This is a genomic window from Pseudomonas sp. F9001 (assembly GCF_013385435.1).
In the GTDB taxonomy this organism is placed as follows: Bacteria; Pseudomonadota; Gammaproteobacteria; order Pseudomonadales; family Pseudomonadaceae; genus Aquipseudomonas.
Genome location: NZ_JACAPX010000035.1, coordinates 19,118 through 31,343 on the forward strand (window position 1 = coordinate 19,118; position 12,226 = coordinate 31,343).

The following is a 12,226-nucleotide window of genomic DNA, read 5'->3' on the forward strand; positions in this document are numbered from 1 at the left end:
CGCAGTGGCTTTATTGGGGCCGCTTCGCGGCCCAGCGGGAGCAAGCTCCCTCGCCACAGCAAGCTCCCTCGCCTCAGCGTTCTTCAGCGCTTGGGCTCCAGCGACACCAGGCGCGGCTTGATGGATTTCTCGCGCACCTCAAGCAACGCCAGGGTCACCGGCAACTTGAAACGTCGCCGCCCTGCACTGCCAGGGTTGAGAAACAGCCGCTCGCCGTGCCACTCGATCAATGGTTTGTGAGAGTGGCCAGTGATCACCAGCCGGATGCCCGGATCAAGCTCCTTCGGCACATCGGCGATGTCATGCACCAGCAACGCCCGCCAGCCGTTCAGGTCAAAATCCAGCCGGTCAGCCAAATGCTCTGCCCACGCGGCGTCGAGGTCGTTATTGCCGCGCACCACATGCAATGGCGCAATCGAGGCCAGCAACTCAAGGATCTCCGGGCTACCGATGTCCCCGGCGTGAACAATCTGCTCGCACCCTTCCAGGGCCGCCAGGGCCTCGGCACGGAGCAAGCCGTGGGTATCGGAAATCACACCAACTTTCATGAACGTCTCCTGTGCAAAACCCCGGCGCTATCCACCAGGCGGCTTGCAATCAATCATTGCACTGCCTATATTTCCCGCCTGGCGCCATCTACGCCACCATCCGCGGAAAGGGCTGCGCCCAAGACCTTGACTGAATATCACATTTCTACGACTCCCAACCTTAAAGCGGACAAGGTTTGTACAAGGAGATCGTATGTCGCAATCATTCTCGTCCACTAACGGCCGTATCAACCTTGAGCAGCAACGCAAGCGCGCCAAGGAACTTTTGCAGCGCCTGAAAAGCGCCGATGCCGCCGCAACCCCGACCTTATCCGATGCCCAATGGTCGATCGCCAAGGAACTCGGTTTTCCCAGCTGGCCCAAGCTCAAGGCCCACGTCGATGCGGTGGATTTTGCCGCCCGCCATCCAGGTTTCGACGCCAGCGATGAAGCCCGCACCACCCACTGGCGCTGCGGCAACGATATCGCCCACAGCCTGGGCGTGGCGGGGTTCAAGGGCCGCTTCCGGATGCTGATTGACCCATTGTGCATGGGCCCGGTGCAGGACCTGCCTGCCGAGCAATACCAGGCCGTTCGCAGCCGCTATATCAGCCAGGTGTTTGCCATGGATGAGGCCGAAGTGGCGCGCCGGCATGCGGACGAATATCACCATCTTGAACAACTGGGCAGCGCCGGCCACAGCGTGTTGTGGTGTGAGGCGGATGCGTACGATCAATTGTTCCTGATTCGCGCGCTGGCTGGGCTTGAGCATCTGCCTGAAAAACTGGAGTTGATCGAAGTCGATCGTATCCCCGGGGTGCAGCGTTTTATCGGCATCGGCCAACTGGCGCCTGAAGTATTGGCGTGGTTGTGGCCGCAGCGCCGACAGGTCGACGAGGACATGCTGCAACTGGCGCGACAGGCCTGGCTGGCGTATTGCGCCAGCTCGCCGATCAAGCTGGCGGAACTGGCCCGGAGTAGCTCCACCTCCCTGCCCTTCCTGGCCCCGGCATTGCGCCGACAGTTGCAGGAGTTACCAGGTGTGCAGGACGGTTTGTCCCTGACCGAGCGCCTGTCCCTGCAATACGTGGATGAAGCCGGGCCGGTGCCGTTTGGCCGGGTGTTCGCCGAGCTGATGGGCAAGCGTGAACCACTGCCGTACCTGGGAGACATGATGTTTCATGCGCTGATGCGGCCGTTGATCGATGGCGAGAATCCCCTGTTGATCGAGTCCGGGGCCCAGTTGCCATGGCCACAGCGGGTGTTGGCGCTGACTGCGCTGGGTCGCCAGGTTCTGAACGGCGCAGCCTACTGGCCGGATCATGCAACGGAAGAACGCTGGGTAGGTGGCGTCTGCCTGCGACCGCGCCACCCGCACTGGACAATTGACGAACATGGCATGCCCGTATGGCGTGATTGATTCTTCGCGACAGCTTTGATCTGTGTCATGTTGAGCCAAACAGGTAACGGTTCAGCGCGATGACCTTACAACAGCTCAACTACTTTCTCGCCGCCATCGAGCACGGTACGTTCTCCAAGGCGGCGGAAAGCCTGCATATTTCCCAACCCTCATTGTCCGAGCAGATCCTGCGGCTGGAGGAGCACCTGGGTACCCACGTGTTCATCCGCACCAATCGCCGACTGATGCTCACCGAAGCCGGACGCCGCCTGCAGCCATTTGCACAAGGCATGGTGACGTCAGCACGCCAGGGCTATGAAGCGGTGCAGGCTGTGCGTGAACTGTCCGGTGGCGTGGCCAGTTTTGGCACCTTCGGCACCGCCCACCACTATTTCCTCACGGACCTGATCGAGCAGTTCCGCACCCAGCACCCGGATATGCGGATCAAGATCGTCGGCTACAACTCCTCGGAAATCGCCGAGCTGGTGAGCCAGGGCGAAATTGAAGCGGGGCTGGTGATGCTGCCGATCAAGCAGCAGAACCTGACCGTCAGCGAGCCGGTCTGGTCGGCCCAGGTCGGCTATATCAGTGCCGACCCGGAGCGACTCAAGGGCCCGAAAACCATCAGCGACCTGGCGGTGGCACCGTTGATTCTCACCGAGGCGCGCTGGCGCACCGCCGACCCGATTCGCCGGTTGTTGGGGCAATTGGCGTCCAAGGGCGGCGAGGTGCTGGACCCGATCATCGAAGTGGAGCACCAGATCACCGGCTTCGAGCTGGCTGCGCGCGGACTCGGCGATGTGATTGCCACGCGCCCGATCCTGCATCAGCTGGGCTTCAATGATCGCTTGGGCTGGGTGCCGATCAGCCCGGCGATCTTCGAGGTATTCGGCTTTATCCATCGCCACGACACGCCTATTTCGCCGCCCACCCGGGTGCTGATCAACCTGATGCGCAGCCACTTGAGCCGCATCCAGAACCTGTATGCGCACCTGGAGACGCTCTAGCCATAGGGATCACCTATAGGAAACACATGACTTAGCCCATTCATCCACCTCTTGCCGAGCGGGATACTCCAGCCAGCGACGCCACAACAGGCGCTTGAATGGGGAGCCAGCATGTCCAATCACTACTGCATCATTGGTGCCGGGGCCGCAGGGCTGGCGGCGCTGAAGACCATGACCGACGCCGGTTTCGAGGTGGACTGCTTCGAAAAGTCCGCGAACATCGGCGGTCACTGGAACAGCGACTACGATGCCTTGCACCTGATCACCCCCAAGAGCAGTTCCTTCTTTGACGGGTTCCCGATGCCCGCTGACTATCCGGTGTACCCGAGCCGCGATCAGGTCAAGGCGTACATGAACGCCTACACCGACACCTTCGGCCTGCGCGAAAAGATCACCTTCAACACCGAAGTGCGCAGCCTGAAGCCCCTGGACGAGAACGGCGAAGCGGGCTGGCAGGTGACCCTGGCAGACGGCACCCACAAACACTACAGCGGCGTGCTGGTGGCCAACGGTCACCTGTGGGATTGCAAGATCCCGCAAGTAAGCAAGGGGTTCACCGGCGTGTCGATTCACTCCGGCGAATACCGCAACGTGCAGCAGGTGCAAGGCAAGGTGCTGGTGGTGGGGTTTGGCAACTCCGGATGCGACCTCGCAGTGGATGCCGCCCAGGCTCGCCTGGACACCACCATTGCGATCCGACGCGGCCAGCTGTTCCAGCCCAAGACCCTGTTCGGCCTGCCCCGGGGCGAGCTGCCGCTGCTGGGGCAATTGCCGCCAGAACAGCAGAACATGCTCATGAACATGCTGATCATGGCCAGCGTCGGCACCCACAAGAATTACCCCGGGCTACCGGCACCGGATACCTACGACCTGGATGCGCAACCGCCGGTGGTCAACACCTTGCTGCTGTACTGGATCCAGCACGGCCGAATCAAGGTCGCACCGGGTATCGAGAACATCCAGGGCAAGACTGTCACGTTCACCGATGGCAGCCAGGTCGATTACGACACCATCGTCTGGGCTACCGGTTTCAACACGCGCCTGCCGTTCCTCGATGAACGCCTGCTGCAATGGCGTGACGGTGTTCCGCTGCGTACCGCCGCGATGACCTTGCCGACCAACCTGGAAGGCCTGTTCTACATCGGCCTGGGCGCCCCACGTGGCCCGCAATGGCCGGTGTATTGCGAGCAGACCCGGCTAGTGATGCGCTTTCTCACCCTGCGCGAGCGTGGCATGCAAGGCCTGGCGGCGAAGTTTGCCCAGTTGCAGCCGGCCGACTCACGCATCGATATCGTCAAGCGCGAATGGCTGAGCAACTACCAGGACACCCAGCGCCAACTGGATGTGCTGGAACTGGCTCTGCAACCCGGCACCCCTCTTCCTCAATACGCCTGATCGGATAGCCCTTATGAACACTGCACCGCACTCCAGCGTTATCGTCACCGGGACTTCCTCGGGCATGGGCCAGGCCGTCGCACAGCGCTTTCAGGCTGAAGGCTGGCACGTCGTCGCTGTGGACGTAACACCCAGCACACAGCCGGCGAGCCCCTTTTTTTCGCCAGTGGTCGGCGACATCACCCAGGAAGCCACACTGGCCCGTACCCTCGATGCCGCCCTGGACGGCAAGGCACCGCTGCGAGCCGTAGTGAATGCGGCGGGGGTCTTTCCCACGTCATCCCTGGATAGCTTCAGCGAAGCGCTGTACCGCAAGATATTCGACATCAACGTGCTGGGCTCACTGAACATCGCACGTATCGGCACCCGTCACCTGAAAGCCGCCGGCGGAGGCGCTATCGTGTTCTTCGCCTCGGTGGATGCGTTCACCGTGTCGAAAAACCAGTTGCTCTACAGCGCCTCCAAGGCTGCTGTGGTGTCGATGACCCGCTCCCTGGCCATCGAACTGGCCGGCGACAATATTGTGGTCAACGCACTGGCCCCGGGCTGGGTGGACACCGAAGGCACCCGTGCCGGCGGGCGCATCGAGGCCGCCATCGAATCGATCCCCTTGAAACGCGCCGCGCGGGTCGAAGAAATCGCCGACTGGGTCTGGCAACTGAGCGCCAAACCCTCCTACATAACAGGCGAATCATTGTGCATCGCCGGGGGCGTGTATATGCGATGACCCCAGCCTCCGCAGGCCCCGCGCATCAGACGTGGGCCTGCCACTCCCTATTGACTGCTGCCTCACTACAATTATTCCAGAGGGCAATATCATGGGCGAAGTTCACGCTTCCTCGATTCATCAAGGGTTTACCGCCGACCGTGCATCGGCTGAACCCTCACGCAAACGGCTGACCAAAGCGGTCGTCGGCGTGACACTGGGCAATATGGTCGAATGGTTCGACTTTGCGCTCTACTCCTCTCTCGCCGGCATCATCGGCAAGACGTTCTTCCACAACGACAACCCGACCACCCAGTTGATGGCGATCTACGCCACCTTCGCGGCGGGCTTCCTGATTCGGCCACTGGGCAGCCTGGTGTTCGGTCCCATCGGCGACAAGTTTGGCCGGCGCACGGCGCTGTCGCTGAGCATCACGCTGATGGCCGTCGCAACCTTCGCCATTGCCTTGATCCCGAGTTACGCGAGCATCGGCCTGTTTGCGCCCGTCCTGTTGATTCTCATGCGTCTGCTCCAGGGCCTGTCGGCGGGTGGCGAGTACGGCGGCTCCTGCACGTTCATCGCCGAGCATTCGCCGGACGAGCGACGCAGCTTTTTCACCAGTTGGCTGGAATTCGGCAACATCTCCGGGTTCCTGCTGGGCGGTGCAGTGGTCAGCCTGTTTACCCTGGGCCTGGGCGAACAAGCCATGCAGGACTGGGGCTGGCGCGTGCCCTTTGCGATTGGCGGCCTGCTCGGCCTGATCGCCCTCTACTTGCGCCTTGGCCTGGAAGAAACACCAGTGTTCAAGGAAATCCAGGCCAACGAAAAACTGCGAAAGGCGACGGGCGCCGAACCCAGCCTGTTCAGCTTACTGGTCAACGAATGGCCGAAAATCCTGCAATGCATGGGCCTGGTCACCGTGTTCAACGTGACCTACTACATCATCCTCGGGTACATCCCGGGTTATCTGGAAAACGTACTCGGGTACAGCAATACGTTCGCCAGGAACCTGGGGATGGCCGCGACGCTGGTCATGCTGGTGTTGATCCCGGTTTCAGGCTTGCTGGCCGACCGCCTGGGCCGGAACCGGATGATCATTACCGGCTGCGTGCTGCTGATCGTCATGGCGTTCCCCTGCTTCATGCTGCTGCATACCCAGAATGTCGGGTTGCTGCTGGCCGCCCTGCTGATTCTGACCCTCGCCCAGTTGTTTTTTGAAGGAGCGATGCCGGCCACCATGACTTCGCTGTTTAAGGCCCGCGTGCGCTACAGCGCCCTCGCCTTGAGCTACAACGTCGCGGTCTCGCTGTTCGGAGGCACGGCCCCGCTGATCAATACCTGGCTGATATCGATCACCGGCAACCAGATGATTCCCGCCTGGTACCTGATCGGCGGTGCCGTGGTCGGCCTGATTTCGATCCTGTTCGTCAAGGACTCCACCGGTAAACCCCTCCCGACATGAGAACCACCATGACCAGTAAAACCACAGCGCGGCAAACTATTTCCTCGGGCGGTCAGTACGAAAACGTGTTCGGTTATTCCCGCGCCGTTCGCGTTGGCAACCACCTGCACATCTCCGGCACCTGCGCCTCACCCGATTACGAACACAGCAATGCTTACGAACAGGCCCAGGCCATTCTCGTCACCGTCAACAAGGTGTTGGCCGAGGCGGGCATGGGCCCTGAAGACGTAGTGCGCACCGTGGTCTACCTGCGGGATATCAACGATGCCGCCTCCGTCGCCAAGGCACACAGCGAGGTGTTCGACGCCATTCGCCCGGCCAGCAGCCTGATTCAGGTGGATTCGATGCTGCGCCCCTGGCAGAAAGTCGAAATCGAAACGTACGCCATCGTTGCCGATTGACCCAGGCGATGAGTAAAAAACCGCGGCTTGGGCCGCGGTTTTTTTTGGTCCCGGTTATATCCATAGCAATAAACGATATTGGTATATACCAGATTGCTCCCTTATAAATCGCCCCCATCAAAAGACTGCAGGCTGGAGAAGCAAGCGATGGTGTCGGTAAAGGTAATGCTGGAGTACTTTCATCCCTGGCCGAATTCGGCGGGTTTGTACCTGGCGCGGGAACGCGGCTGGTTCGCCGAGCTGGGCCTGGATGTGGAGTTGGTGGTGCACGACCCCTACCGTGGCGACACCCTTGAGCACCTGCTGACCGGCGCGGCGGACTTCGGCATTTTCCCCAGCAACCGCCTGCTGGTCCGGCGCGGCCAGGGGCAAGCCCTGCAAGGCATCGCGGCGATCAATCATGCGGGCCTTGAGTCGATTCAAACCCTGACCGACTCCGGCATCCGCCGCCCACGAGACCTGGTGGGCAAGCGCCTGGCGCTCAACCCCACGCCACGGGGTTTGGCGATGGTGCGTCACCTGGTGAGCAACGACGGTGGCGACCCTGATGGCGTGATCCTGGTGGACAGCGGCGTACGTGAGTTGCGGCCCGAACAGTTGGCCGAAGGCATCGCCGATGCCAGCTTCGGCGGCTACTGGGCCTGGGAAGCGTTGATGCACAGCCCCATCGAAGCGGAACGCCGGGTGGTGTTGCCGGTGGATCAGATTGGCGCACCGGCGTATCACAGCTACCTGTTGGGCGCCCACGAACAAACCCTCGCCGAGCAGCCCGGGTTGGTGCGTGATTTCCTCGCGGCCACCGCCCGTGGCTATCTCGCCGTGGCCGAAGAGCCAGCCATCGCGCTGGCGGCCTATGAGCACACCACACCGTATTTCCCGGCGGAATTGCTCAGCGCATCCCTGCACAAAATCGCTCCGACCTGGCTGCATGACGGTCGTTGGGGCGAGCAACGCCAGGCGCTGCTGAAACCTTATGCCGAGTGGCTGCACGAGCACGCGGTGCTCGACAATCCGCAGGTGTGGCAAGGGGCAACCAGCAACGCCTATCTGCCCGGGGCGACGGCATGAATCCACAACGCACCGCCCATGGCCTGGGGCTTGATCCGGTAGCTGCCGACTGGCCAGCGCTGCACGAAGCAGATATCCAACAGTTGCTGCACGAGTACCCGCAACTGGGTCAACTGCGCAGTTTGCATTGGCACAGCCCGCGACCGTTCTCCGCTGCCGGGCTGATCAATACCGGCAGCGCCACCCTGTTCGTCAAACGGCATCACCGACACGTGCGCCAAGCCGCATGGCTGGAAGAAGAACACCGCCTGATCGCCCACCTGCATCGCCACGGCGCACCGGTTGCCGCAGTGGTGCCGAACCGCCACGGTGCAACGGCCACGACGCAAGGTGAATGGACCTACGAGATTCACCATGTCGCCGAGGGCCTTGACCTGTACCGCGATGCGCTGTCGTGGTCGCCCTTCCAAAGCACTCAACATGCGCAGGCGGCGGGTGTGGCGCTGGCTCGATTGCACCTCGCAGCCGAGCACTACAGCGCACCCCGCCGTCAAACAGAAGTACTGCTGGCCAACGCCCGGGTGATCGAACAACCCGCGCCACTGGCCGCGATCGCCAATACCCCGGCGCTGACCGAGTACCTCGCCGACAAGGATTGGCACACACGGCTGACCGAGCTGCTGTTGCCCTGGCACGCGCCCCTGCAACCCTTGCTGCACCAACAACCGGCGCTCTGGACCCATAACGACTGGCACGCCTCGAACCTGCTGTGGCATGCAGACGGCAACGTCGCCAGCGTGCTGGACTTCGGCCTCGCCGACCGCACCTTCGCCCTCTACGACCTGGCGACCGCCATCGAACGCAACGCCGTGCCCTGGCTGGACCTGGACAGCGGTGGCCTGGCAGCAGCGGACCTCGACAGCGTCGACGCATTGCTCACCGGCTATCACCGGGGCCGGCCATTGAGCGCCCAGGACCTGCTCACCCTGAGCGCCCTGCTGCCGTTGGTGCATGTGGATTTTGCCCTGTCCGAAATCGCGTACTACCAAGGCGTAGTGGGTTCCACCCGCAGTGCCGACGTGGCCTATCACGCCTACCTGCTGGGCCATCTGCAGTGGTTTGCCGGTGCCCAGGGGCAACGATTGCTCAACCACCTGCGGCGAAAATCCGTATGAGTATCCTGGTCGATACCGATTGGCTGCATGCCCACCTCGGGGAGCCCGGGCTGGTGATACTGGACGCCACCGTCGTCCTGCCGTCCCCGCGTTTTGACGGTGATTACCGGGTCGCCAGCGGTCATGCCGGTTGGCTGCACGCACATATCCCCGGCGCACGGCATGCCGACTTGCTGACCGATCTGGCCGACGTTCAAGCGAGCTACAGCTTCGCCCTGCCAACACCACAAGCCCTGATTCAGGCACTGGCGAATCTGGGTGCAGGCGTCGGCAGCAACGTGGTGATCTACGATCGCGCCGACGGTTTCTGGGCCGCACGCCTGTGGTGGATGCTGCGCGGGCTGGGCATTCACGCCGGCGTGCTGGACGGTGGTTTCAACGCCTGGCAACGGGCGGGGTTACCGCAGCACAGCGGGCAGCCTGCAAACACACCCGTCGTCGAACCCTGGCCGATCAGCACCTACGCACCACTGTGGATCGACCGCGCAGGCGTTGAGGCGGTGGCCGCAGGACAAGCACCCGGCGTACTCGTCTGCGCGTTGGGCAGCGCCTTGTTCGACGGCACCGCAGCCACCCGCTACGCCCGGCGCGGGCACATTCCCGGCAGCCACAACCTGCCGGCACGCACGCTGTTTGATGCACAGGGTCGCTACCTGCCCAAGGACGCCCTGGCCGTGGCTATCGGACCCACGCTGCTGCACAGCGACGGTCCATTGATTCTGTACTGCGGCGGCGGAATTTCCGCGGCGGCCAACGCCCTGGCCCTGACCCTGCTGGGTCGCCAGGACCTCGCACTCTACGACGGCTCGCTGCAGGAATGGGCCGCCGACGCACGCTTACCAATGACTACCGGAGCAGCTCCGGCCTGACGCCCTTTGCGGCGACCCCGGCTTTTTAATTTCGTACTGGCAACCCGTCCGTTGCGCAGCGCAGGGCCCCTTTGCGCCCAATAAAGCGCGAGGCGCCAGCGGGCAGGCCCTTGGAGCGCTCCTTTTATGGCAACACCGTACCGTCACACCCTGCTCGCCCTGAGCATCACCCTCGCCGCCACGGCCGCCCACGCCCAGGACGCGACCCTGGACACCGTCACCGTAGTCGGTGAACAGGCCACCGACTACCAGGCGAAAAAGGCCGCTGTCGCCGGCTTCGATAACGCCCCGCTGCTGGACACCCCGGCCTCGGTGGCGGTGATCACCGAGGCTCGCCTGAAAGACCAGCAAGCCCGCCTGCTCAGTGAAGTATTGAAGAATGACGCCTCGGTCGGCGACAGCTATGCGCCGGTGGGTTACTACGAGAATTTCGTGGTGCGCGGTTTCTCGTTGAACCCGGCCAGCAGCTACAAGATCAACGGTCGCACCATCACTGGCGAACAGAACGTCGCACTGGAAAACAAGCAGCAAGTGGAAGTGCTCAAGGGCTTGTCCGGGCTGCAAAGCGGCGTGTCCGAACCCGGCGGCTTGATCAACTACGTAAGCAAACGCCCGGAGAACGTGCGCTCGGTGACTGTCTCCACCAACGAACACGGCGAGCGCTACCTGGCCACCGACGTCGGCGGCTGGCTCGGTGCCGAGCAGCAGGTGGGGGTGCGGGTCAACCTGGCCCACGAAGACATCCGTTCCTACGTCGACCACGCCGACGGCCAGCGGGATTTTGCCTCCCTGGCCCTCGACTGGAACATCAGCCCCAACGCCCTGCTGCAACTGAACGCCGAATACCAGAACCGCGAGCAACGCTCGGTGCCCGGATACCAATTGCTCGGCGGCACCACCGTGCCCCACAACGTGTCGCCACGGGATCTGCTGGGCTACCAGAGCTGGTCGAACCCGGTGGGCATCAAGTCGCTGAACCTCGACGGCCTGTTCGAATACCGCTTCAACGAGGCCTGGAAAGCCAGCTTCAGCGCCTCCCGCAGCCGCGTGGTGATCGACGACTACAGCACCTTCGCCTGGGGTTGCTACGGCGCCGCCAGTTGCGCCAACACCGCAGTGCCCAACCACTTCAGCGCCGAGGGCGACTACGACATCTCGGACTACCGCAGCCCCGATGACACCCGCAGCAACGAAGAAGCCCAGGCCGCCCTCAACGGCCAGTTCGACACCGGTTTTCTCAAGCATGACCTGACCTTCGGCACCACTGCCTTCCGCCGCCTGGTGGACCGGCGTGAATCGGTCAACGAATACATCGGCGAGGGCAATATCTACGAAAAGCCGCCGGTGCTTGACCCCTACGAGGGGCCGCTGGGCCATACCTACCGGCGCCTGGACAGCCGCCAATACGGGCTGTTCGCCAGCGACCGCATCAGCTTCAACGAGCAGTGGCAAACCATTCTCGGCGGGCGCCAGGTGCGCCTCGACGAAGAAACCTACGACCAGGCCGGCGACACCACCCGCCATACCCAGCGCAGCGTATTCCTGCCCCAGGTGGCGCTGATCTACAAGCCGCGCCCGGACACCACCCTGTACGCCAGCTACAGCAAGGGCCTGTCCCTGGGCGGCACCGCGGCATGGTTCAGCAGCAACGCCGATGAGGTATTGCCGCCGACCACCTCGCGCCAGCTGGAAGTGGGGATCAAGCGTGACTTCCAGCGCCTGAGCCTGACCGCCGCGCTGTTCCAGATCACCCAGGACCTGCAATACAACCGGCCCAACGATGACGGCAGCATCACCTTCGTACAGCAGGGCCAGCAGAAGAACGTCGGCCTGGAGCTTTCGGCCAATGGTCGGGTGACCGACAACCTGCAAGTGTCCGCCAGCGTGGCGGCGATTCGCGCCCGGGTGAGCGGCAGCGGTACCGACGACTACGACGGCCACCAGGCGATCAACGTGCCCAAGCTGCGCGCCAGCCTGCACGGCGACTACAGCATTCCCGGAATCAAGGGCCTGGCCCTGCTCGGCGGCGTGCAATACAGCGGCAGCAAGTACGCGAACCGCGAGGCCAGCGTGAAGGTCGACGACTACGCGGTGTTCGATGTCGGCGGACGCTACAGCACCAAAGTCGGTGATTACGATACTGTGCTGCGCCTGACCGTCGACAACCTGTTCGACAAACGCTACTGGCGCGATGTGGGTGAATCGGCGGGCGATGGCTACCTGTTCCTCGGCGCGCCACGCACCGCGCGGTTATCCGCCACCGTCAATTTTTGAGGC

General features: G+C 62.8%; 11 protein-coding genes. 10 read left to right on the top strand and 1 reads right to left on the bottom strand.

The features are described from left to right. Positions 1 to 83 precede the first annotated feature (83 nt). Entirely contained in the window at positions 84 to 548 is a 465-nt protein-coding gene (locus tag HX818_RS26180) for a metallophosphoesterase family protein (protein ID WP_003208282.1), read from the bottom strand. Between the two features lie 193 nt (positions 549 to 741). On the opposite strand from HX818_RS26180, the gene HX818_RS26185 reads away from it, so the two are divergent. The 10 genes from HX818_RS26185 (at position 742) to HX818_RS26230 (ending at position 12,223) form a co-directional block, all read left to right on the top strand. Continuing rightward, complete coding sequence (locus HX818_RS26185; protein WP_102369479.1) at positions 742 to 1,947, top strand: DUF1835 domain-containing protein; 1,206 nt, start codon at positions 742 to 744, stop codon at positions 1,945 to 1,947. A gap of 59 nt (positions 1,948 to 2,006) precedes the next feature. Next, the gene (locus HX818_RS26190; RefSeq protein ID WP_003208286.1) at positions 2,007 to 2,933 is read left to right on the top strand and encodes a LysR family transcriptional regulator; all 927 of its coding nucleotides are present in this window, start codon (positions 2,007 to 2,009) and stop codon (positions 2,931 to 2,933) included. A 111-nt stretch (positions 2,934 to 3,044) separates the two neighbouring features. Next, positions 3,045 to 4,328, top strand: a complete 1,284-nt coding sequence (locus HX818_RS26195) for an NAD(P)/FAD-dependent oxidoreductase (protein WP_177020999.1) — start codon at positions 3,045 to 3,047, stop codon at positions 4,326 to 4,328. Positions 4,329 to 4,341: 13 nt separating this feature from the next. Continuing rightward, complete coding sequence (locus HX818_RS26200; RefSeq protein ID WP_177021000.1) at positions 4,342 to 5,055, top strand: SDR family NAD(P)-dependent oxidoreductase; 714 nt, start codon at positions 4,342 to 4,344, stop codon at positions 5,053 to 5,055. Between the two features lie 91 nt (positions 5,056 to 5,146). Next, positions 5,147 to 6,496, top strand: coding sequence for an MFS transporter (locus HX818_RS26205; RefSeq protein WP_177021001.1), 1,350 nt, complete (start codon positions 5,147 to 5,149; stop codon positions 6,494 to 6,496). A gap of 8 nt (positions 6,497 to 6,504) precedes the next feature. Beyond that, complete coding sequence (locus HX818_RS26210) at positions 6,505 to 6,897, top strand: Rid family hydrolase (protein ID WP_003208292.1); 393 nt, start codon at positions 6,505 to 6,507, stop codon at positions 6,895 to 6,897. Positions 6,898 to 7,044: 147 nt separating this feature from the next. Beyond that, complete coding sequence (locus HX818_RS26215) at positions 7,045 to 7,965, top strand: ABC transporter substrate-binding protein (protein ID WP_177009725.1); 921 nt, start codon at positions 7,045 to 7,047, stop codon at positions 7,963 to 7,965. After that, complete coding sequence (locus HX818_RS26220) at positions 7,962 to 9,080, top strand: phosphotransferase (protein WP_177021002.1); 1,119 nt, start codon at positions 7,962 to 7,964, stop codon at positions 9,078 to 9,080. Before HX818_RS26215 ends, HX818_RS26220 begins: the two co-directional genes overlap by 4 nt. After that, positions 9,077 to 9,949 (top strand): sulfurtransferase, encoded by an 873-nt coding sequence (locus HX818_RS26225; RefSeq protein ID WP_102369483.1) that lies wholly within the window; start codon positions 9,077 to 9,079, stop codon positions 9,947 to 9,949. Before HX818_RS26220 ends, HX818_RS26225 begins: the two co-directional genes overlap by 4 nt. Before the next feature lie 126 nt (positions 9,950 to 10,075). After that, positions 10,076 to 12,223: a TonB-dependent siderophore receptor gene (locus tag HX818_RS26230; RefSeq protein ID WP_102369484.1), complete on the top strand. Its 2,148-nt coding sequence runs from the start codon at positions 10,076 to 10,078 to the stop codon at positions 12,221 to 12,223. Positions 12,224 to 12,226: the final 3 nt, after the last annotated feature.

Bases quoted from the DNA above. Each gene is read 5' to 3' on its own strand.
- HX818_RS26205 (WP_177021001.1), top strand. From the start codon at position 5,147: ATGGGCGAAGTTCACGCTTCCTCGATTCATCAAGGGTTTACCGCCGAC.
- HX818_RS26210 (WP_003208292.1), top strand. From the start codon at position 6,505: ATGACCAGTAAAACCACAGCGCGGCAAACTATTTCCTCGGGCGGTCAG.
- HX818_RS26195 (WP_177020999.1), top strand. From the start codon at position 3,045: ATGTCCAATCACTACTGCATCATTGGTGCCGGGGCCGCAGGGCTGGCG.
- HX818_RS26225 (WP_102369483.1), top strand. From the start codon at position 9,077: ATGAGTATCCTGGTCGATACCGATTGGCTGCATGCCCACCTCGGGGAG.
- HX818_RS26215 (WP_177009725.1), top strand. From the start codon at position 7,045: ATGGTGTCGGTAAAGGTAATGCTGGAGTACTTTCATCCCTGGCCGAAT.
- HX818_RS26190 (WP_003208286.1), top strand. From the start codon at position 2,007: ATGACCTTACAACAGCTCAACTACTTTCTCGCCGCCATCGAGCACGGT.
- HX818_RS26200 (WP_177021000.1), top strand. From the start codon at position 4,342: ATGAACACTGCACCGCACTCCAGCGTTATCGTCACCGGGACTTCCTCG.
- HX818_RS26185 (WP_102369479.1), top strand. From the start codon at position 742: ATGTCGCAATCATTCTCGTCCACTAACGGCCGTATCAACCTTGAGCAG.
- HX818_RS26220 (WP_177021002.1), top strand. From the start codon at position 7,962: ATGAATCCACAACGCACCGCCCATGGCCTGGGGCTTGATCCGGTAGCT.
- HX818_RS26230 (WP_102369484.1), top strand. From the start codon at position 10,076: ATGGCAACACCGTACCGTCACACCCTGCTCGCCCTGAGCATCACCCTC.
- HX818_RS26180 (WP_003208282.1), bottom strand. From the start codon at position 548: ATGAAAGTTGGTGTGATTTCCGATACCCACGGCTTGCTCCGTGCCGAG.